This window comes from Salinibacterium sp. NSLL17 (assembly GCF_015864935.1).
Lineage (GTDB): Bacteria > Actinomycetota > Actinomycetes > Actinomycetales > Microbacteriaceae > Rhodoglobus.
In genome coordinates this window covers 661,783-680,906 of sequence record NZ_JADYWH010000001.1, presented here as the reverse complement: position 1 = coordinate 680,906, position 19,124 = coordinate 661,783, and the positions used below count along the sequence as shown (strand labels likewise).

Annotated in this window: 21 protein-coding genes and 1 tRNA gene; 12 read left to right on the top strand and 10 right to left on the bottom strand. The window is 63.9% G+C overall.

Annotation, left to right across the window (positions count from 1 at the left end; genetic code table 11):
- Window positions 1–3: 3 nt before the first annotated feature.
- From I6E51_RS03265 to I6E51_RS03255, 3 genes are all read right to left on the bottom strand, one after another.
- On the bottom strand, window positions 4–921 hold the full coding sequence (locus I6E51_RS03265) for an ABC transporter permease (RefSeq protein WP_231599640.1): 918 nt from the start codon (window positions 919–921) through the stop codon (window positions 4–6).
- Window positions 918–1,694 carry a molybdate ABC transporter substrate-binding protein gene (gene modA, locus I6E51_RS03260; RefSeq protein ID WP_307783784.1) on the bottom strand — a complete coding sequence of 259 codons (777 nt, stop codon included), beginning with the start codon at window positions 1,692–1,694 and terminating at the stop codon, window positions 918–920. The genes I6E51_RS03265 and modA overlap by 4 nt, the downstream gene beginning before the upstream one ends.
- 68 nt (window positions 1,695–1,762) lie before the next feature.
- Entirely contained in the window at window positions 1,763–2,176 is a 414-nt protein-coding gene (locus I6E51_RS03255; RefSeq protein WP_197109436.1) for a molybdopterin-binding protein, read from the bottom strand.
- 96 nt (window positions 2,177–2,272) lie between these two features.
- On the opposite strand from I6E51_RS03255, the gene glp reads away from it, so the two are divergent.
- Window positions 2,273–3,595 carry a gephyrin-like molybdotransferase Glp gene (glp, locus tag I6E51_RS03250; protein ID WP_197109435.1) on the top strand — a complete coding sequence of 441 codons (1,323 nt, stop codon included), beginning with the start codon at window positions 2,273–2,275 and terminating at the stop codon, window positions 3,593–3,595.
- The gene (gene moaC, locus I6E51_RS03245) at window positions 3,592–4,071 is read left to right on the top strand and encodes a cyclic pyranopterin monophosphate synthase MoaC (RefSeq protein ID WP_197109434.1); all 480 of its coding nucleotides are present in this window, start codon (window positions 3,592–3,594) and stop codon (window positions 4,069–4,071) included. Before glp ends, moaC begins: the two co-directional genes overlap by 4 nt.
- A gap of 66 nt (window positions 4,072–4,137) precedes the next feature.
- Here moaC and I6E51_RS03240 read toward each other — a convergent pair whose 3' ends face one another.
- Entirely contained in the window at window positions 4,138–4,647 is a 510-nt protein-coding gene (locus I6E51_RS03240) for a molybdenum cofactor biosynthesis protein B (protein ID WP_197109433.1), read from the bottom strand.
- Between the two features lie 53 nt (window positions 4,648–4,700).
- Between I6E51_RS03240 and I6E51_RS03235 the strand changes: the two genes are divergently transcribed.
- Window positions 4,701–5,210 carry an N-acetyltransferase gene (locus I6E51_RS03235; RefSeq protein ID WP_197109432.1) on the top strand — a complete coding sequence of 170 codons (510 nt, stop codon included), beginning with the start codon at window positions 4,701–4,703 and terminating at the stop codon, window positions 5,208–5,210.
- Window positions 5,211–5,222: 12 nt separating this feature from the next.
- Here I6E51_RS03235 and I6E51_RS03230 read toward each other — a convergent pair whose 3' ends face one another.
- From I6E51_RS03230 to I6E51_RS03220, 3 genes are read right to left on the bottom strand one after another with little or no spacing between them, the layout of a single operon-like run.
- Window positions 5,223–6,935, bottom strand: coding sequence for an amidase (locus I6E51_RS03230; RefSeq protein WP_197109431.1), 1,713 nt, complete (start codon window positions 6,933–6,935; stop codon window positions 5,223–5,225).
- Window positions 6,932–8,011, bottom strand: coding sequence for an agmatine/peptidylarginine deiminase (locus tag I6E51_RS03225; RefSeq protein WP_197109430.1), 1,080 nt, complete (start codon window positions 8,009–8,011; stop codon window positions 6,932–6,934). Before I6E51_RS03225 ends, I6E51_RS03230 begins: the two co-directional genes overlap by 4 nt.
- A 2-nt stretch (window positions 8,012–8,013) precedes the next feature.
- The gene (locus I6E51_RS03220; protein ID WP_197106535.1) at window positions 8,014–9,375 is read right to left on the bottom strand and encodes an NAD(P)/FAD-dependent oxidoreductase; all 1,362 of its coding nucleotides are present in this window, start codon (window positions 9,373–9,375) and stop codon (window positions 8,014–8,016) included.
- A 56-nt stretch (window positions 9,376–9,431) separates the two neighbouring features.
- Between I6E51_RS03220 and I6E51_RS03215 the strand changes: the two genes are divergently transcribed.
- The 5 genes from I6E51_RS03215 to I6E51_RS03195 all read left to right on the top strand — a co-directional run bounded on the left by I6E51_RS03215 (window position 9,432) and on the right by I6E51_RS03195 (window position 14,000).
- Complete coding sequence (locus tag I6E51_RS03215; RefSeq protein WP_197106536.1) at window positions 9,432–10,034, top strand: TetR/AcrR family transcriptional regulator; 603 nt, start codon at window positions 9,432–9,434, stop codon at window positions 10,032–10,034.
- A gap of 211 nt (window positions 10,035–10,245) precedes the next feature.
- Window positions 10,246–11,244: a TerC family protein gene (locus I6E51_RS03210; RefSeq protein WP_197106537.1), complete on the top strand. Its 999-nt coding sequence runs from the start codon at window positions 10,246–10,248 to the stop codon at window positions 11,242–11,244.
- Complete coding sequence (locus tag I6E51_RS03205; RefSeq protein WP_197109429.1) at window positions 11,241–11,483, top strand: hypothetical protein; 243 nt, start codon at window positions 11,241–11,243, stop codon at window positions 11,481–11,483. The genes I6E51_RS03210 and I6E51_RS03205 overlap by 4 nt, the downstream gene beginning before the upstream one ends.
- Window positions 11,484–12,427: 944 nt before the next feature.
- Complete coding sequence (locus I6E51_RS14630; RefSeq protein WP_197106539.1) at window positions 12,428–12,748, top strand: MerR family transcriptional regulator; 321 nt, start codon at window positions 12,428–12,430, stop codon at window positions 12,746–12,748.
- A 319-nt stretch (window positions 12,749–13,067) separates the two neighbouring features.
- Window positions 13,068–14,000, top strand: a complete 933-nt coding sequence (locus tag I6E51_RS03195; protein WP_197106540.1) for an NAD-dependent epimerase/dehydratase family protein — start codon at window positions 13,068–13,070, stop codon at window positions 13,998–14,000.
- 57 nt (window positions 14,001–14,057) lie between these two features.
- Here I6E51_RS03195 and I6E51_RS03190 read toward each other — a convergent pair whose 3' ends face one another.
- The 3 genes from I6E51_RS03190 to I6E51_RS03180 all read right to left on the bottom strand — a co-directional run bounded on the left by I6E51_RS03190 (window position 14,058) and on the right by I6E51_RS03180 (window position 15,150).
- The gene (locus tag I6E51_RS03190; RefSeq protein ID WP_197109428.1) at window positions 14,058–14,318 is read right to left on the bottom strand and encodes a hypothetical protein; all 261 of its coding nucleotides are present in this window, start codon (window positions 14,316–14,318) and stop codon (window positions 14,058–14,060) included.
- Window positions 14,319–14,445: 127 nt separating this feature from the next.
- Window positions 14,446–14,535 (bottom strand) — tRNA-Ser (locus tag I6E51_RS03185).
- A gap of 36 nt (window positions 14,536–14,571) precedes the next feature.
- Entirely contained in the window at window positions 14,572–15,150 is a 579-nt protein-coding gene (locus tag I6E51_RS03180; RefSeq protein WP_197109427.1) for a hypothetical protein, read from the bottom strand.
- Between the two features lie 174 nt (window positions 15,151–15,324).
- Between I6E51_RS03180 and I6E51_RS03175 the strand changes: the two genes are divergently transcribed.
- From I6E51_RS03175 to radA, 4 genes are read left to right on the top strand one after another with little or no spacing between them, the layout of a single operon-like run.
- Window positions 15,325–16,980 carry an FAD-dependent oxidoreductase gene (locus I6E51_RS03175; RefSeq protein ID WP_197109426.1) on the top strand — a complete coding sequence of 552 codons (1,656 nt, stop codon included), beginning with the start codon at window positions 15,325–15,327 and terminating at the stop codon, window positions 16,978–16,980.
- Window positions 16,981–17,031: 51 nt separating this feature from the next.
- Window positions 17,032–17,334 (top strand): rhodanese-like domain-containing protein, encoded by a 303-nt coding sequence (locus tag I6E51_RS03170; protein ID WP_197109425.1) that lies wholly within the window; start codon window positions 17,032–17,034, stop codon window positions 17,332–17,334.
- 2 nt (window positions 17,335–17,336) lie between these two features.
- Window positions 17,337–17,651 (top strand): metal-sensitive transcriptional regulator, encoded by a 315-nt coding sequence (locus tag I6E51_RS03165; RefSeq protein ID WP_197106544.1) that lies wholly within the window; start codon window positions 17,337–17,339, stop codon window positions 17,649–17,651.
- A gap of 31 nt (window positions 17,652–17,682) precedes the next feature.
- A complete protein-coding gene (radA, locus tag I6E51_RS03160; RefSeq protein ID WP_197106545.1) occupies window positions 17,683–19,038 on the top strand; it encodes a DNA repair protein RadA in 1,356 nt (451 codons plus the stop codon).
- The last annotated feature ends 86 nt before the right edge of the window (window positions 19,039–19,124 follow it).

Below are 19,124 nucleotides of genomic sequence, written 5' to 3'. Positions count from 1 at the left end.
GGGTCAGCGCTCCGGGGTTGTGCGCCAGCTGCGCAGTAGAAGCAGGATGACGATGCCGACCACCACGAGCAGCAGCGACAGAGCGATGGCCGAATCTTGACTCACGCCGGCGCCGTTGAACGCGGTGTAGATCGCGAGGGGCATCGTGCGGGTGGTGCCGGCGGCGTTGCCGGCGAAGAGGGCGGTGGCGCCGAATTCGCCGAGCGCGCGGGCGAAGCAGAGCACGGTTCCGGCGATGACGCCCGGCATGATGAGCGGCAGGGTGACTCGACGAAAGACCGTCCAGCGGCCGGCGCCAAGCGTCGCGGCTACCGCCTCGTACCGAGTGCCCGCGGTGCGCAGCGCGCCCTCGACCGAGATCACCAGGAAGGGCAACGCCACGAACGATTGGGCGATTACGACAGCACCCGTCGTGAACGGAATGCGGATGCCGAACCACAGTTCGAGCACACTGCCGACGAGCCCGTTGCGTCCGAGAAGGTAGAGCAGGGCGATGCCTCCGACCAGGGGTGGCATCACGAGCGGGAGCGTCGTGAGCGCACGCAGCAGACCGGCCAGCCGATTGCCCGAGCGAGCGATCACCAGCGCGAGCGGAATGCCAACGATGAGGCACAGCACCGTCGCGGCGAGGGCAGTCTGCAGCGACAGCCAGAGTGCCGACTGCGCCTCCTCCGAGACGATCGCGGCCGGCACGCTGGGCCAATCGGCCCGGAGAAACAGCCCGACGAGGGGCAAGATCAGCAGGGCGAAACCGAGGGCCGCGGGCAGGTAAAGCAGACGCGGGATGCCAGAGCCTGCTGCTGCCGTGGTGCGGGAGGCTGCGCTTCGGCTGGCTGCGCTTCGGCTGGCTGCGCTTGGGCCGGTCGCGACCTCGGCGGCTCCGTCCCGGTCGGTCTGCGCACGGCGCGAGGAGGCACTCATGGCTTAGAGAATCCGTAGCCCGCAAGAATGCTCTGCCCCGCCGGCGAAAGCACGAATTCGACGAAGGCAGCGGCGATGACCGGCTGTGCAGCCTCGTTCAGCACAGCGATCGGGTACGTGTTGCGTGCGGTTGCAGCGTCGGCAATCGCTATGCCGTCGACGGCACCCGCCGCGTTCAGAACGTCCGTGACGTAGACGAGCCCGGCATCCACTTCGCCCAGCTCAACCTTGGTCAACACGGCCGTCACGTTCTGTTCTTCGGTTACGGGCGTGAGTTCGACGTCTGCAGCGTCGAGCAGGATGCGGGAGGCCGCCCCACACGGAACCGCGGGAGCGCACAGGGCAACCTGCACTCCGGGCTCCGCCAGATCGCTCAGCGTCGTGATGTCCAGCGGGTTGCCGGGCTGCACTGCAATCTGCAATTCGTTGCTCGCGAACGAAACGGGAGCAGTCGCGAGCTCGGCGCTGACCTGCTGCATTGTCGCGTCATCCGCGGAGGCGAAGACGTCGGCCGGGGCGCCTTCACTGATTTGAGTCGCGAGAGTAGAGGAGCCGTCGAAGGAAATCGGAGCGATAGTCACGCCGGGGTTCGCGGCGTGGAAGGCCTCAGCCAACTCGGTGAACGAGGCCGTCAGCGAGGCTGCGGCGAAAATCGTGAGCTCACCCTGCAGCGCACCGTCAGCAGACGTGGATGCCGGTGCCGGGTCTGCTGCCGAGCATCCGGCGAGCCCCACCAGACCTGCCATCGCGATGGCGGCGACCGTCGTCAGCACGCGAACCCGTCGTCGCCTGTGCCCGCCCTGCTGCCGCGGCTGCCCCTGCTTCCGCACCGGAAGCATCACTAGGAGTTGTCTTTCGGAGCCTCAACAACCACCATCGTTGCCTTCACAACGGCGACCGCGAGCGACCCAATTTCGAGTTTCAAGTCGCGCACCGCTTCGGTCGACATGAGCGACACGATGCGATGCGGGCCGCACTGCAGCTCGACCTGCGACATGACGGTGTCGCTCAGGATGCCCGTGACGAGCCCAACCATCCGGTTACGAGCGCTGCTCGGTGAGCCGGATGCCGCTGCCGACTGCAGGGCTTGCTGCGCACGCTCTTGAGCCCGCTGCGCGAGGTCCGCGCCGTCGATGACTTGGCGCCCGGCGTCATCGAGAGAGACAGGCAGTCCGTCGGAGGCGATCCACCGTCGCACGGTGTCGTCGCTGACTCCGAGGAGCCCTGCGGCTTCGCTAATCCGATAGTGCGTCATAAATCGGAGTTTAGCACCGCACCTGCGGAGATAAAGGGCGATTTTCGCTACGCCCGCACCCAGTCGAGTGTGAACCGTTTTCGCTAGAGTGAGCCTATGGCCCTCGACGCAACGCCGCTACCGGCATCGATCAGTATTGAGCAGCACCTCGCGAGCATTCTGACGACCACCGCCACGCTGCCCGCGATCACTGTTCCGATCGCTCAGGCCCTGCACCGCACGCTCGCCGCCGACGTTCGGGCCGCCGCGGATGTGCCCGGCTTCGATAACTCGGCGATGGATGGCTACGCGCTTCGTCGAGCGGATGCCGCAACGGCCACCACCGAAACCCCGGTTACCCTCACTGTGGTTGCCGACCTCCCCGCCGGGTCCGCAGAGAACCCGCGACTGCTCCCCGGCGAGGCCGCGCGCATCATGACCGGCGCTCCCGTTCCCGACGACGCGGACTGCATCGTTCCCATCGAAGACACTGATGAGGGCACCGCGACGGTGCTCATTTTTCGGGCCCCGAGCGAGGCTGCGTTCATTCGCCCCCAGGGCACCGACGTGCGCACCGATGCTGCGGTGCTGCCTGCCGGGCGCGTTCTCGGCCCGCGCGATCTTGCCGCCGCTGCCGCCGCTGGGGTCGGAACTCTTTCGGTGATTCCGGCACCGCGCGTTGGCGTGCTCTCGACCGGCAGCGAACTGCGCCAGCCCGGCGAGCCTCTCGCCCGGGGCCAGATCCATGACTCGAATTCTCTATTGCTCGAAGCGCTGATTACCGAGTGCGGCGGCATCCCGGTGCTGCTCGGTTCTGTGCCCGACGATGACGATGCTCTGCGTGCGATCCTCGACACGCACGCCCCCGACCTGGATGCCATCATCACCTCGGGTGGAGTGAGCGTCGGCGCCTACGACGTCGTGAAGGCCGTGCTCGCCCCGCTCGGCATCTGGTTCGGACCGGTGCGGATGCAGCCGGGCAAGCCCCAGGGCTTCGGCCGGTTCCCGGTCGTCAACGCCAGCGCCGCCACCGACGGCAGCAGCGACAACAGCACCGCCACGACCGCCGCCGCAACCGCTCCCGACAGCGGCCCCCTCCTCTTCGCCCTCCCCGGCAACCCCGTGAGCGTCTTCGTCTCCTTCGAAACCCTCGTTCGCCCCGCGCTTCTCACGCTGGCGGGCCGATCGCCGATCGTGCGGCCGACGCTCACCGCCACCGTGACAACGGGCTGGCGCAGCCCCGCGGGGCGAGCGCAATACATGCCCGCTGTTGTCGAAGAAGATGGGCAGGGTGCGGCATCCGTTCGTCCCGCGAGCGCCGGCGGTGCCGGTTCGTATCTCGTCGCGAGTCTGGCCAGCGCCAACGCCCTGGCTTTCGTGCCCGAAGACACGACCGATGTGCTCAACGGTGACACCCTGACTGTCACACTGGTCTCATGAGCGATCAGCCTTTCACCCACCTCAATTCCGCTGGCCAAGCCCGGATGGTGGATGTCACCGCCAAGACCCCGACCGTTCGCGAGGCGACGGCGGAGGGTTTCGTTCGCTGCTCCCCCGTGATCATTGATGCGCTGCGCTCGGGCAACGCTCCCAAGGGTGACGTTCTGGCGGTCGCGCGCATCGCCGGCATCCAAGCGGCAAAGCGCACCGCCGAACTCTTGCCGCTCGCCCACATCATCGGCGTGCACGGCGCGACCGTCGACCTCGAGGTGACGGATGACGGTGTCGCCGTCACCGCGACCGTACGCACCGCCGATCGCACCGGCGTTGAGATGGAAGCCATGACCGCGGTGTCGGTGGCGGCTCTCGCGATCGTCGACATGGTCAAGGGCATGGACAAGACCGTGCAAATTGAGAACGTGCGACTGCTCGCGAAGTCCGGTGGCCGTTCGGGTGACTGGCGTCGCCCCGAATAACGTGCGGTGAGCGGCGAGCCGTCTGGCTTTTACCGTCGGGCTCGGGCTCCTCAGCCTGCAATCTCGCTAGTGGTCTCCGCCATCAAGTTGCTCCAGAATGTGGCCGATCAACGGCGCGACCACCGCAAGCCCCTCTTCGACCGCTTTCGTTGACCCGGGCAGGTTCACCACGAGAGCAGTGCCCGCAACCCCAACCAGACCGCGGCTCAGCACCGCCATCTTTGTGTGGCGAGCCCCCTCGCGGCGCAGCTCTTCGGCAATGCCGGGAATCTCGCGTGTGAGCACGGGCCGGGTTCCTTCGGGCGTGAGATCCCGGGGAGCCACTCCCGTTCCGCCGCTCGTGATCACGATGCGGGCACCAGCGGCGAGCGCGGCGCGTATCGCAGTAGTGACTGATTCCGCGCCATCCGGAATCACCGTCAACGACGCCGCATAGCCCTGCGCCGTGAGCAGCTCGACCGCGCGCGGCCCCGAGGTATCCGCCCGCTCCCCCCGGAAGCTGCGGTCAGAAACCGTGATGACCGCAGCGGGCACTGCCTCAACGTCGCTGCCCTTGCCGCTGTGAGTGTGAACCATGTCTGCAACGGTACGGCAGGCTGCGTGCCAGGCCCACAACTAAGATTCAGATCATGCGCGAGCCACAGTTTTCGATCCGACGAACGGATGCCGCCGACTGGCGCGAGGTCCGCGATCTGAGGTTGGAGATGCTGGCCGATACCCCGATGGGGTTCGCGGAGCACCTAGAGGATGCTCAGCACGCCACGGACGCAGAGTGGCAGCTTCGGGCTGTTCGCGGGCAGAGCTCGTTAGCCATTGCTGTCGCCGCCATCACCACCGAAGGCAGGTGGATCGGCACGATGGGGTGCTATATCCCTGACGCAAAAACGGGCCCGCTCCTTGTGGGTGTCTACGTCACTCCCGATTTTCGTGGCCGGAAAGCTGGCGTGACGGATGCCCTGCTCACGACCATCGAGCAGTGGGCGTTCCAGTACGGCAGCACCCTCACCCTCGGCGTGCACGAAGACAACGCTCGAGCGCGCGCCGCGTACGAAAATCGCGGCTTCGCTCTGACAAGGCACACGGTTCCGTACATTCTCGATAAGTCCCGACGCGAACTCGAAATGATCAAGCAGCTTTAGGGTGCGACCCGCTTAGTCGACCAGCGGCGGAGTGCGCGGCGGCGCGACCCGACGCTGCGACGCCGCTTCATAGGCGATGCCGATGCGCAGCAGGTCGAGGTCGGAATACGCGGCACCGGCGAAAGTGATTCCCACGGGCATCCGGATGTCGTCCATGAGCCCCATGGGAACAGTGACGGTCGGGATGCCCAGGTGCCGAATCGCGAGGTTGCCGTTCGCGACCCAGACACCGTTTCGCCATCCTGCTGCCGCCGTGGCGGGGTTCGTTCCCATATCGGCGGCGCCCACGTCGGCGACCGCGGGGAAAGCTACGGCGTCGAGCTCGTTGGCCCGCATCCACTCTTCAAGGTCGATGCGGCGGGTTTCTTCGAGGCCGCGCACGCCCGCTTCGAGCTCGGGGATGTCGGTGAATTTCTCGTAGGGGTGGTCGCGCACCTGAGTCGGATACACCGCGATGTCGTCTTCGAAGCCGTCGTAGCGATCATGCGGGGTGCCCGGTGTCGTCGGGAAGATCGTGCTGCCGTCGACACCCACGATGGTGTCGAAGTTCGGGTCGCCGTTGGCCTGGAGGAAGTCTTCCCACGCCCACGCCGAGAGATCGACGATTTCGCGCTTCAGGAACTCGGGGCTCACCAGACCGCGGGTCGCGATCGTGGGGGCACCAGCCCGGTCGGCTTCGTAGTTCGAGACGACCGGAAAGTCGACCTCCACCACGGTCGCGCCGGCTGCTTCGAGGTCGCGACGCGCTTGGTCAAACAGGGTCAGGATGCTCGGGCGGGTGTCAATCGCGGTTCCTGTCGGACCGCCGACACCGCGCGTGCCCGAGCCCGCCTCGGTATCGCGGTTGATGTACATCCGGGGAACGCCGAAGCGCTTTCCCGCCAGCGGTAGCTCCGGATCTTCGATCACGAGCGACATATACGTCTCGGGCCGCAGGCTAGACGCCGCCGGGATCTCCACCCACGGCTGCGAGCGCCAGAAGTCTCCGCGAGTGTCGTCATCGTCGAACACGATCACGTCGAGCACGGCGAGCAGGTCGGCCATGGTGCGGGTGTGCGGCACGACGACATCCATCGTGGGCACGAGGGGCCAGTTGCCGCGCACCGAGATCACGCCGCGCGACGGCGTGTAGGCACACAACGCGTTGTTGGATGCCGGAGCCCGGCCGCTCGACCAGGTCTCTTCACCGAGGCCGAAGGCCGCAAAACTCGCCGCCGTTGCCGTGCCCGATCCGTTCGACGATCCCGAGCCATAGGCGGCGGTCAGGTACTCGGAGTTGTAGGGGCTCTCGGCACGGCCATACACGCCGGGCTGCATTCCGCCGTTGGCCATCGGGGGCATGTTGGTGAGGCCGAGGCAGATGGCTCCGGCACCGCGCAGGGCACCAATTGTGGCAGCATCCCGCATCGCGCGCAGGTCGGCGAAGGCGGGGCTACCCGCTGCTGCCGTGAGCCCACGGTGCAGGTAGCTGTCTTTAGCCGTGTACGGGATGCCATCAAGCGGCCCCCGCGACTGGCCAGCGGCGCGCCGAGCATCCGACTCCCGCGCTTCGGCGAGCGCTTCCGGGTTCGGCACAACGACGGCGTTGAGTTTTGGCCCGCTGCGGTCATAGCGGTCGATGCGCGCGAGGTAGGCGGTGACGAGTTCTTCGCTCGTGAGAGTTCCTGCCGCGAGCGCCGCTTGCAGTTCGGCTATCGAGGCTTCAACGACGTCGAAGGTACTCATACGATCGCTCCCGGTTCCAGCGCGGCAGCAGCATCGTCGCTGAGCCCGGGCACTTTCGGCTGCTGCTGGGTGATGCAGTGGATGCCGCCACCCCGCGCAAAGATCTCCCGGGAGTCGACCATGTGCACGGTGCGACCGGGATACGCGTCGGCCAAGATTTCGGCGGCTCGGGCATCCGCGACTTCGTCGGCAAACCCGCAACCGATGACTCCCCCGTTGACGACGAGGTGGTTGACGTAGCTGTAGTCGACGAAGCCATGGTCGTCGCGAAGGGTCGCGGGCGTCGGCAACTCGACGATCTCGAAGGCTCGACCGGCAGCATCCCGCTGGCTCTCGAGGCTGGCCCGGATCTCGGCCATCACCTGATGGTCCGGATGCTCGGGGTTGGGCTGGGCGTGCAGCAGCACGCGCCCCGGCGATGCGATTGTCGCGACGATATCGACGTGCCCGTTGGTGCCGAAGTCGTCATAGTCGCGGGTGAGCCCGCGCGGCAGCCAGACTGCATGAGTCGCGCCAATCGTGCGCAGCATCTCCTGCTCAACGCGTGCTCGGTCAGCGAGCGGATTACGGCGCGGGTCGAGCTGCACCGTGTCGGTCAGCAAGACGGTGCCTTCGCCATCCACGTGTAGTCCGCCGCCCTCAGCAACGAGAAGCGAGCTAACGAGTTCGGCACCCGCAGCTTCCGCGACGAAACCACCGATCTCAGCCGACTTAGCCCACTCCGCCCACGCGGGAGCACCCCAACCGTTGAAGATCCAGTCGACAGCGCCGAGCACGCCCGGCCGCTCATCGTCGAGCACGAACGTGGGCCCGATGTCGCGCATCCAGAACTCGTCGAGCGGGGCCTCGAACAGCTCAATACTGCTGGCGAGCATCCGCCGAGCACGAAGCATTTCGGTGGGGTCAACCACCATTGACACAGGCTCAAACTGGGCGACGACGTTGGCCACATCGGCCCACGCGGCATAGCCGAGTTCTCGTTCGGCATCGGTCGCACCGAGCGTTTCGCCGACGCGCGGGAACGCCATCCACGTGCGCTCATGTTCAGCGGTTTCGGATGGCATTCTCCAGCTCATGACTAGCCTTTCGACGCTTCAATAATGGATGCCGCGAGCCGCTGTCCCACGCGAATAGCACCGTCAACGTGTTGGTACCCTTCCGCCGCGAGGTCGCTGGAGCCGAACTGAATTGGTCCCACCGGCTCAAGCTGCAGAGCGCCGTACCGCGTGAGCCCGCCGAGGTCGAAGCTCGCGGCATACGCACCGCGGGTCCACTCTTCGGAGGCCCAGTCGCTTTCGTAATACACGGCCGGAGTGAGTGCTTCGTCGCCGTAGTAGGTCGCGAGCGATTCGAGGATGCGCTGCTTGCGTTCGACCGGATCAAGCGCGAACAGTTCGTCGGCCTTCTCCCCCGACACAAAGCCCACGAGGGTGCCGCGCTCTTCGCCGTGGTTGGTGTTGTCGTACGCCTCGTGCACGATTTGGTACGGGCTAAAGGCTGTACCGGAAAGCCCGGCCGCGCGCCAGAACGGGGTCGCATAGGTCGCGTGCACCTTAATGACGAGACCGAGGGAGGAGTGCTGCTGCATTTGCTGGCGCATCCGAGGAAGGGCAGGAACGTAGTCAATGCGGTCGTAGAGGTTCGGTGGCACGGCAACAATCACGTGCTCGGCACGCACCGCTAGCTCGTCGCTCGTGACGGTCGCGCCCGTGGCATCCCATTCGATTCGGCGAACGGGCTGCGAAAGGCGAACAACGTCGCCACCCAGGGCGTCGGCCATGAGCAGCGGAACCTGCTGAAGCCCACCGACCACGCGCTTATCGAGAATGAAGTCGGCATCCACGAGGTTGCTGAAGCTGCCAGCACTGGCGGCCATGAGCAACGCCTGCAACAGCGAGAACGAGTGGGCAGGCTTCGTGAGCATCGCCTCGGCAACGTAGAGCGCAATGTTGTCGACAGCTTCGGCATCCGCACTCTGGCTTTCTAGCCAGCTGCGGTACGAGATGCGGTCGAATTCTGCGGCCAGCGGATGCTCCCACGGAGCCTGAAGGTCGAGCTCAGCCACGAGGGCGTCAAGCACCGTAATCAGTCGGGTGATCTCGGCTTCGGTTGCTTCGCCGGCGGGGAAGATGTCTCCGGTGAAGCGACGCGCAACACCATCGCGCGACACGTAGACGCTCTCGCCTTCGCGGTAGCGGGAGTAGGTTTCGAGGCCGAGTTCGGCGAGCATGTCGATGAGTGCGGTTTGGTCAGGCGAAACCCACTGGCCGCCGATCTCATACATCTGCCCGTCGATGTCGTTCGTCCAGAGACGACCACCAATGCGGTCACGCGCTTCAAGAACGATCACGCTCTTGCCCGCGCGAACGAGAGCCCGTGCTGCGGTAAGGCCTGTGGCGCCGGCTCCGACGATGACAACGTCGCGGTTAAAGGTGTTCATACCCTCCATTATTTACCACCTGTTCAATAAGAGTCAAGAACGGCTACACTTCGAGGATGGCAGCAGGCACAACTCGACGACGAAACGCCACCGAGCGAGCATCCGAAATTCGTGACGCGGCTCAGGCCATCGCCCTCGCCCGGGGACTTGCCGCGATCTCCTTGCGCAACCTCGCCGCCCACTGCGGAGTAACCGCCCCGCTCATCACGCACTACGAACCCAACATGGAAGCCCTAGTGGCTTCGACCTTCGCGTCGATCGCCGAAAAAGAGATCGCCGAAGTCGAGCGCTACGCTCTCGCGCCAGCCGAACCCCTCGATCAGATTCGAGCGCTCATTGAGGCCATCGCAGACCCGGCGCGCGATAACGTCGGCGAAGTCTGGACCGATGCGTGGAGCCTCGGCCGCCGCAACGACTCGCTCGCCGAAGCCGCTCGCCAGTCAATGGATTCCTGGCATGCGCTCGCCATCAGGATCATCCGCGCCGGTCAGGATGCCGGGCAGTTCGCCCCAGTCAACCCGGAGCGCGCCGCCCTCGTGCTCTTCGCCCTCGTTGATGCCACCTCGGCGTACCAACTTGTGAACTTCCGCACCCGCGAAACCCGAGAGTCGCTCGTGCGCGAAACCCTCGAAGACATGCTCGACATCCCGTTGGGCTAATTGTACGAACCGGTCCAAGCTGCGAAAAACCCGAGTTCCGAGTTCGATTCATTGAGCGGAATCCCGAAGTGTGTTTGAGTTATCAGCACGGAGGGGAGTAGTCCCCGCGAAGCTCATCGTCATTACGGTCGTGTCATCATGACCCGGTGCAGCTAGGGCCCGAAAGTGCTCGACGAGACCTCCAGAATTTCTAACATTCTGGAGTTGTTTCATGAACGTCCCTCTGTGGGCTTGGCTCGCCGTTATCGGCGTCATCCTCGTGATGCTCGCGATCGACCTGGTCGCGCATCACACCGCTCATGTCATTAGCGTGCGCGAAGCCGCAGCGTGGTCCGTGATCTGGGTCGCGTCCGGCGTGACCTTCGGTGGCATTATCTGGTGGCTGTTTGGTGCGGAATTCGGCCAGCAGTACTTTGCCGGCTTCGTTATCGAGAAGTCGCTTGCCGTTGACAACGTCTTCGTCTGGGCAATCATCTTCTCCGCCTTCGCCGTACCCCCACAGTTTCAGCACCGCGTGCTGTTCCTCGGGGTCATCGGTGCTCTCGTGTTTCGTGGCATCTTCATCGCCGCCGGTGCAGCCCTGCTCAGTAGCTTCGCGTGGGTGCTGTACGTATTCGGTGCCTTCTTGGTCTTCACGGGCGTCCAGATGCTGCGCAAACGAAACGAGCACTACGACCCCGAGAAATCCGTCGTGCTCAAGATCTTCCGTCGCCGCGTCCCCATGACGGATGCTTTCTACGGTCAGAAGTTCGTCGTGCGCAAGGCGGGCGTGCTGCTCGCTACCCCGCTGCTGGCCGTGCTGGTTCTTGTCGAGATCACCGACATCGTGTTCGCCGTTGACTCGATCCCGGCCATCTTCGCCGTCACCGACGAAGCGTTCCTTGTGTTCACCGCCAATGCCTTCGCGATCCTCGGCCTACGAGCAATGTACTTTCTGCTCGCTGACCTCATGCACCGTTTCATCTATCTGAAGATCGGCCTGGCTCTCTTGCTCGTCTGGGTCGGAATCAAGATGCTCCTGCTCGACGTGTATTACATCTCGACGACTCTGTCGCTCGGTGTGATTTTCGTCATCCTGGCCACGTCGATCGGCGCGAGCCTGTGGGCCACGCGCGGCCAGCCCCGCCACGCGATCGAGACCCCCGCGGGCGGCGGATTCCGGATGGCGACCGAAGACGAACTCGCCGAGGTCGATAGTGTGGCCACGTGAACCCATTACTTCCGGCAACCTATGACCTCGTTTACTCCCTATTTCTTGGCGGCTTTTTTCTGCTGAACCTCTTCATCTCGTTCTTGGTCGCCGGCTCAGCTAAGCGCAAAGATCGCAGCTTCGGATCGTTTTTCTGGCTATCGTTCGCCATGGGGTTCCTTATTCCGGCATTGGTAGTTGCCGCGCTGCCCTTCCACGATGACGACCCCAACCGTCCAAGCAACAAGCCTCAGTTCTAGAGCTGCACCACGGCGCCAGCGCCCCCGCACGAAAAAGCCCCGCATTCACAAGGAATGCGGGGCTTTTGCTGGCGGTTCCGGTGGGCTGTGAACCCTCATTCCCTCCCTGTGCACAGGGTTATCGTCCTCAAATTCTCCGCATTTCCGGCATTTCGATCATGTCGTCGCACTTGAGACATTGCGGTTTTGTACCAAGTGTTGCCACTTTTCATCACGCGCTGCGTAGACGTGTTTGGGCGCGGAAGCGGCGAGCGAAGCCATGTGATGCAGCTCTACCGCGCAGTAATGGTTTTCCACGTATTCCGAGAACTCATCTCCCATCGCCAAACCGGCATCGTCATAGAACCCTGTCCGCGCAGCGCACCAACATGGCGGGATCAACGAAGCACGATTTTGGCGCTTTCGGCAGTTCTGCATGCCTCGTGCTCGACCGCGAGTGGCATCGTTAGGGTTCCTGCGTAACACGAGCAATGCTTGGTGTGTGCGAGTGGTGATGGGTTCGCCGCAGCCGGCGTATGCCGCGACGGACGCCCCGCTCGTATCGTGTGCGCAGCAATTCACTTGATGCGGGCTTGCATCAGCGATGGCACTCGGAGAATGGTTGAGGCGCCCACCCGGGGGCTGAGCATGGAGCCGTCGCTCTCGCTCTTGCCTGTGTCGCTCCCGCGGCCCGATGAGCAGGCGTCCAGTTCCATAGAGGTAATTAGCGGACAGTTTCGAGGACTCTGCCGACGGTCAGGAAATCGCTGCGGTCGCCCTCGTTGCAGCACCAACTTCCGACGACCTCGTAGTCGGTGTGAACTAATCCCGCCATTAGAAGTAGGAGGAACCCCGCCACAAAATTCAGAAAGCCACATCTCCACCTTGGGTGCCGGATGTGCCTCATGGACGGTCGTAGTTGGACAGAGTTTTGACCCGTCAATAGATAGTGATACTATCCGATAGTGCAAATATCCAAACCTTCCTGGCAAGCCGTCGCTCCTCTTTCTGCGGTGAAGTATTACCAACGCGAGGGGTTATTTCCTGAAGGAGTTCGATCTGCCCCCAATCAGGTCGAATACGAGGAGCTGCATGCCGAACGTGTTCGACTTACCCGTGCGTTGCTGGAAACGGCTGGCCCTTCGATCGCCGCGACGAAGGACATCATTCGGGCGCCGAATACTAAGGGTGCGCCGTTTGCCGAGATATTCAGCGTCGCATCGTACGCGATGGGCACACCGCGGGTTGTAGGGTCTCTTCCCCGTGACACCTCGCGGGGCACGTGATGCGCCTTGCCCGCTCACAGGGTTGGAAGTTCACCGACGATAGTCCCGGGATTGACCGCTCGGTGCGAGCCCTAGACGGATTAGACGCGATCGACTTAGACGCTCCGAGCGAGTATTTGGGCGCGTATGCATCAGCTGCAGCGACCGCGGCAGCTGCGGACCGTCACGCCCTGACCATGCTGTCGGACCCGCACCAGATAGCGGAATTTATGGTCGTCGGAACCGTTCTCGGAGATCCACTTTTTGCCGGACTGCGTCGCATCGCCCAGGAAGATGCTACCCACAAGTTTTTCCATACCAACCAGAATCGAGACAAGTCATGACCACTACCCAGCAGCTACACGTCGTCCTCGGCGGGAACGGGGTTATCGGGCGTGAGACCGTCCGAGCCCTCCTCCGCCGCGGCGAAAAGATAGCCTCAGTTGGCCGCCGGCCGTCCACCATCGACGGCGTGTCATCCATCACTGCGAACCTCCTGACCGCCGCGGACGTGGCACATGCCCTCACCGGCGCGCAGGTCGCGTATCTCACTGCGGGCCTGGCCTACTCGTCCACCATTTGGGCGCAGCAGTGGCCGATCATTCTTCGCAACAGCATCGACGCCGCGATCGCCAACAACACCCATCTCATCTACTTCGACAATGTTTACGCGTATGGGCTCGTCGACGGCCCCATGACGGAACTGAGCGCACTCCGCCCCGTCAGCAAGAAAGGTCGCATTCGAGCAGACGCGCTCACGGCCCTCCACACGGCGAAAGAAGAACGCGGGCTTTCCTTCACTGTCGCGCGCAGCGCCGACTTTTACGGCCCCGAGGCGACAACCAGCGCCTTCAACACTTTTGCCCTCGCCAAGATCGCGGCCGGCAAACCCGCAAGCTGGCTTTTCGATGCAGACCAACCGCACTCGCTCACCTACACACCCGATATCGGCGAGTCCCTCGCAATCCTCGGCACCCACCCCGCGGACAGCGGGAGCACCTGGCACGTCCCGACGGCGCCGGCGCTCACCGGCCGCGAATACCTGCACCTCGCCGGAGCACCCGACTCACGCATCAACGTGACGTCTGCAACGACCCTGCGAATCGGAGCTCTCTTCAACACTGCAGCGCGCGAAACCCTCGAGATGAGCTACCAATACACCGCACCGTATCTCTTTGACTCCACGGCCTTTGAAACCGTCTTCGGCATCTCACCAACACCCATCACAGCTGGCATCACCACGTCATTTGCAGCCGAAAGGGCCTCCTCATGAGCACCATAGTCACGCCGACCCAAATAGGGCCACTAGTGCCGTTTGAAAACAGGACCACTATTCGTATTTTCTACGATGCCGCATCGGCTCGGGGCCGGTCACCGTCAGGGCGCGGGCCCGCTCCCGTTCGTGAGAGGTGACGTTCACCCCGTCGTGGGTGACGTTGACGGTGTCGAGGCTCGCGGTCACATCGACGAGCCGACCGATATCGCTCTTGACTTCTCTGGCGTCTGCGGAGCCGATAGATGTTCCTGATTGCTCTGGCGGATATCCGCAAGCGCGACTACTGACAAAGCTTTCGAGCGGGTCAAGGTTCACGATCTGCGGCGCCGGATCACGCTAGGACACCTGCGATGTGCTGCCAGTTTGTTGCCAAATGGCGACATGCGGAAAGCAAAAGCCCCCTAACTTCCTTGTAAACACCAGGAAGTAGGGGGCTTTTCTTTGGCGGTACCGGTGGGATTTGAACCCACGGTGCGCTTTCACGCACACAACTTTTCGAGAGTTGCACCTTCGGCCGCTCGGACACGGTACCGGGAGAGAGTTTAGTACAGATATCGGTGACGTGCGTTCACGGGTTGCGGCGCATCCAGTTGAGGCAGTGCACGAGCAGGGCACTTGCTACACAGAATGCGCCAGCGGTGATGCAGATCGGTGCTGCGACCTGAGCGAGGTTGAACAGCTCCCAGCTGTTTTCGTTGATAGTGCCGCGACCATAGAGCCCCTTGAACGCCCACCACAGCCCTCCGACGCCGCTCGCCATGAGACCACCGCCCACCGCCCAGAGAACGTAGATCCAGGGGTTGCGGGCGAGACTTGTCGGCGTGCGGGTCGCGACAGGGTCTACGGATGCGGCCGCGTCATCCAGATACTGCGACTGCGGCGCCGCCGAGGGATGAGTTTCGCCGCTGGCCGGCGAAGGGCCAGGTTCCCGGGCGGAGAGGGTGGCGGTCGCTGCCGCTGCTGTGGCGCGATCGTCGGCGGGGACTCGCGGAGTCGACGGCGCGACACTGGCGGGACCAGGTTGACGGTAGCTGTCGACGTTGCGGGCGGCGCGGGTGTTTTCTTCGCGCTGGCCGCCCTCCCCTGCTGCGTAACCTCGCTGAAAAACGGGGTCGAATCGGGGGTCAATGTTTTTGTCTTTCGCCACGGTGCTCCCTTGTTCGCTCCCTCATCGTAGGCGGGAAGCATCCATAAGTCGCGCATTCCTCAAAAACGATCGAGGAGTGCGGCGCGCCCTCTCCCGCACGCATTTCGCGCTCAGCGGATCTCTAGTTGCCCCGATAGATTGGGGCCCGCATACCCCCCTAGGTATGCTTGGTTGATGAGCACTTCCCCCACGCACCGCACCCGCCGCATCCTCGTCATTGGCGGAGTTGCCGCCGGCATGTCCTTCGCCACCCGCATGCGCCGTCGCGATGAACACGCCGAGATCGTCATCTTTGAGCGCAGCGGTCACGTGTCGTTCGCCAACTGCGGCCTTGCCTACTACCTCGGCGGCGTCATCACCGACCGCGACGAACTTCTCCTGCAGACCCCCGCCAGCCTCGGCAGCCGTTTTGGCCTCGACGTGCGCGTGAACCACAACGTCACCGCTATCGACCCCACCCAACGCAGCATCACCGTGCACAACCACGTCGACGACACCATCAGCACCGAAAGCTACGACGAGCTCGTCATTGCAACGGGCGCGAGCGCGGTCATCCCCGCCATCCCCGGCAGTGAGCGGATGCTCGTGCTGCGCAATATCGAAGACGTCGACCTGCTCCAGTCCTCCCTCGACGCCCTCGACCCGGCGACTGCGAACGTCGTCGTCTTGGGTGCCGGCTACATCGGCATCGAGATGGCCGAGAACCTCGCCAAGCGCGGGCTTAGCGTCACGCTCGTGCAGCGCCCCGCCCACGTTCTGGCAACCTTCGATTCCGAAATGGTGACCCCGATTGAAGCGCACCTGCGCGAGAACGGTGTTGCCCTCCACCTCGGCACGGAAGCGATCGCGATGGATGACACCTCCGTCCAGCTCAGCGACGGCTCCAGCCTTGCCGCAGACCTCGTCGTTGCGGCCGTTGGGGTGCGACCCGACAACGGGCTCGCCGTGCACGCTGGCCTCGCTACGGGGCCAACGGGCGGCATCCGAGTCAGTGCGGGGTATCAGACCAGCGCACCCCATATCTATGCGATCGGCGATGTTGCCGAGAAGGTCGGGGCCATCACTGGCGAGCACGAACTCGTTGCGCTCGCCGGGCCGGCCAACCGTGACGGCCGCTACCTTGCCGACACTCTCGCCGGGGATGACGTGCACTCGAAGCCAGCACTGGGCACCGCCATCGTCGGCGTTTTCGATCTCACTGCCGCCAGCCTCGGTTCGACCGAACGCGCGCTTCGTGCTGCCGGTCGCGACATTCGCGTGATTCACACCCACCCGGTTTCTCACGCTGGCTACTACCCGGGCGCTCAATCGTTGTCACTCAAGCTCATCGTCGACGCCAACACCGATCTCATCTTGGGAGCCCAAGTTGTCGGTCGCGAGGGTGTCGATAAGCGAATGGATGTGATTGCCACCGCCACGAGCGTCGGCCTCACCGCGAGTGCTCTCGCCGACCTCGAACTCGCCTATGCGCCGCAGTATGGTTCAGCGAAAGACCCGATCAACCACCTCGGCTACGTCGCCAAGAACCTGCGGGACGACCTGAGTGCCTCGATCCAGTGGCACGAAATCGCTGCCGAGCTTGAGGCCGGCACTGTGCTGGTGGATGTTCGCACCCCCGCCGAATTCGAGCGCGGCGCCATCCCGCACGCCGTCAATATCCCGCTCGACGATCTGCGTGCCCGCTTTGGTGAGCTCGATGACCGCCGCGTGATCGTGCACTGCCAGGTCGGACAGCGCGGCCACACCGCCGTGCGCATCCTCACCCAGCACGGAATCGACGCCGTCAACCTCGATGGCGGCTACCGCACGTGGCTCGCCGCGAACGCGTAACTTACCCCTCCCCCGTACCCACCTGATCCACGTCACTCCCAAGGAATCCCCATGAACGCCGTTACACCCCAAACCCTCTCCGAACTCACCAACCCCGTCGTTATTGACGTGCGCGAACCCGTCGAATACGTTTCGGGGCATGCGCCAAAGGCCGCAAGTATTCCGCTCGGAGAACTCGTTGCTCGCGTCGAAGAACTCGACCGCGACGAGACCGTCTACGTCATCTGCGAAAGCGGCGGCCGCAGTGCTCAGGCCGTCGAATGGCTCAACACCCAGGGCTTCGACGCTGTCAACATCGAGGGCGGAACCTCCGCTTGGCGCACCGCTGGCCTACCCGTTACGAAAGGCAATTAGTCATGACCACCTCTGAAATCGCTGCCTCCACGGATGCCGCTACCGGGCACGACCCCGAAGCGATGCGCAAGGTGATGAACCGCCTCAAGCGCGCCGAAGGTCAACTGCACGCCCTCATCCAGTCGATGGGAGCCGAGTCGAACTGCAAAGACGTCGTTACGCAACTCGCTGCCGTCAGCAAGGCACTCGATCGCGCTGGCTTCATGATCATCGCGAACGCCCTGCAATCATGCTCGACGGATGATGCGGATGGCGAGGGCAGCCACGATGGAATGTCCCCGGCAGATATCGAGAAGCTGTTCCTCACTCTCGCCTAGCAGTGTCGGTCGTGCCGCCTAGGGTTGAAACATGGCCCGAGCTGTAAGTAATTTTCGCTGCACTGAGTGCGGCTGGACGAGCATCAAGTGGGTGGGCCGCTGCGGCGAATGCCAGCAGTGGGGCACCGTGACCGATGCGGGCGCAGCAACAGGCATCACCAAGCGTGTGGCCACCGTTGCCGTCTCTGACACGAGCGGCGCACGCTCCATCACCGAGATCGGTGCCGAGTCCGTTGCGCACTGGCCGAGCGGCATCGCGGAGTTCGACCGCGTGCTCGGCGGCGGTGTCGTGCCCGGCGCTGCCATTCTGTTGAGTGGTGAACCCGGCGTCGGCAAGTCAACACTGCTGCTCGAAGTGGCATCGCGGGCTGCGGCATCCGGTCAGCGTGTTCTCTACGTCACGGCCGAAGAGTCGGTCAGCCAAGTTCGCTTGCGCGCCGAACGCACCAACGCCCTGCACCCTTCGCTGTTCTTGGCCGCCGAAACCGATCTCGGCACGATCCTCGGTCAGATCGATCACGTCAAGCCACAACTCGTGATCGTCGACTCCGTGCAAACTGTTGCCTCCGCCGCGACCGAAGGTATCGCCGGCGGGCCATCGCAAGTGCGCGAAGTCGCCTCCACACTCATCCGGGTTAGCAAAGACCAGAACCTGCCCATTCTGCTCGTTGGCCATGTCACCAAAGACGGCACCATTGCGGGCCCACGACTGCTCGAACACCTCGTGGATGTCGTGCTCCAGTTCGAAGGCGACCGCCAGACGGCGCTGCGCTTTGTCCGCGCCCACAAGAACCGTTTTGGCTCCACCGAAGAAGTCGGCTGCTTCGAGATGACCGGCGAAGGAATCGCCGAAGTCTCCGATCCCAGCGGGCTCTTCCTCTCCCACGCCCGCCAACCCGTGAGTGGCACGTGTGTCACGATCGCCCTCGAGGGCAGGCGCGCCCTGCCTGTTGAGGTGCAGGCGCTCATCGTGAAGTCTCAAGCTCCCCAACCGCGTCGCGTCGTCAACGGCGTCGATGCCTCACGAGTGGCCATGTTGCTCGCGGTGCTTGAGCGGCGAGCGGGTATTCCCCTATCGACATTCGATGTCTATGTGTCGACGGTGGGCGGCATCCGCGTCACCGAGCCCGGAGCGGATCTCGCGATTGCACTGGCAATCGCCAGTGCCTACAAAGACAAAGCGTTCTCCGCCACGATGGCCGTCGTCGGCGAAATCAGTTTGGCCGGCGAAATTCGGCCAGCATCGTCAGCGAAACAGCGACTGGCAGAAGCGGCACGGCTGGGCTTCGACACAGTCATTGATGCCGACGCTGCCCACGTTCGCGAAGCCCTCCGCTTGGCCTTCGCCGGGGCGACCGAAGAACGCGTGCACATCCCCGAGTTCTGAGCCGACGAGTCACGCTCCTCCCCCAGAACGCAGCAACGGCGGCCCATCCGAAGATGAGCCGCCGTTGCGACGCTAGGTGGTGAACT

What these genes read in the sequence shown, in the direction of transcription:
- I6E51_RS03220 (WP_197106535.1), bottom strand. Translation starts at nt 9,375, where the DNA reads ATGAACACCTTTAACCGCGACGTTGTCATCGTCGGAGCCGGCGCCACA.
- I6E51_RS03255 (WP_197109436.1), bottom strand. Translation starts at nt 2,176, where the DNA reads ATGACGCACTATCGGATTAGCGAAGCCGCAGGGCTCCTCGGAGTCAGC.
- I6E51_RS03265 (WP_231599640.1), bottom strand. Translation starts at nt 921, where the DNA reads ATGAGTGCCTCCTCGCGCCGTGCGCAGACCGACCGGGACGGAGCCGCC.
- radA (WP_197106545.1), top strand. Translation starts at nt 17,683, where the DNA reads ATGGCCCGAGCTGTAAGTAATTTTCGCTGCACTGAGTGCGGCTGGACG.
- I6E51_RS03225 (WP_197109430.1), bottom strand. Translation starts at nt 8,011, where the DNA reads ATGAGCTGGAGAATGCCATCCGAAACCGCTGAACATGAGCGCACGTGG.
- I6E51_RS03210 (WP_197106537.1), top strand. Translation starts at nt 10,246, where the DNA reads ATGAACGTCCCTCTGTGGGCTTGGCTCGCCGTTATCGGCGTCATCCTC.
- glp (WP_197109435.1), top strand. Translation starts at nt 2,273, where the DNA reads ATGGCCCTCGACGCAACGCCGCTACCGGCATCGATCAGTATTGAGCAG.
- I6E51_RS03165 (WP_197106544.1), top strand. Translation starts at nt 17,337, where the DNA reads ATGACCACCTCTGAAATCGCTGCCTCCACGGATGCCGCTACCGGGCAC.
- I6E51_RS03175 (WP_197109426.1), top strand. Translation starts at nt 15,325, where the DNA reads ATGAGCACTTCCCCCACGCACCGCACCCGCCGCATCCTCGTCATTGGC.
- I6E51_RS03230 (WP_197109431.1), bottom strand. Translation starts at nt 6,935, where the DNA reads ATGAGTACCTTCGACGTCGTTGAAGCCTCGATAGCCGAACTGCAAGCG.
- I6E51_RS03235 (WP_197109432.1), top strand. Translation starts at nt 4,701, where the DNA reads ATGCGCGAGCCACAGTTTTCGATCCGACGAACGGATGCCGCCGACTGG.
- I6E51_RS03240 (WP_197109433.1), bottom strand. Translation starts at nt 4,647, where the DNA reads ATGGTTCACACTCACAGCGGCAAGGGCAGCGACGTTGAGGCAGTGCCC.
- I6E51_RS03170 (WP_197109425.1), top strand. Translation starts at nt 17,032, where the DNA reads ATGAACGCCGTTACACCCCAAACCCTCTCCGAACTCACCAACCCCGTC.
- I6E51_RS03195 (WP_197106540.1), top strand. Translation starts at nt 13,068, where the DNA reads ATGACCACTACCCAGCAGCTACACGTCGTCCTCGGCGGGAACGGGGTT.
- I6E51_RS03215 (WP_197106536.1), top strand. Translation starts at nt 9,432, where the DNA reads ATGGCAGCAGGCACAACTCGACGACGAAACGCCACCGAGCGAGCATCC.
- moaC (WP_197109434.1), top strand. Translation starts at nt 3,592, where the DNA reads ATGAGCGATCAGCCTTTCACCCACCTCAATTCCGCTGGCCAAGCCCGG.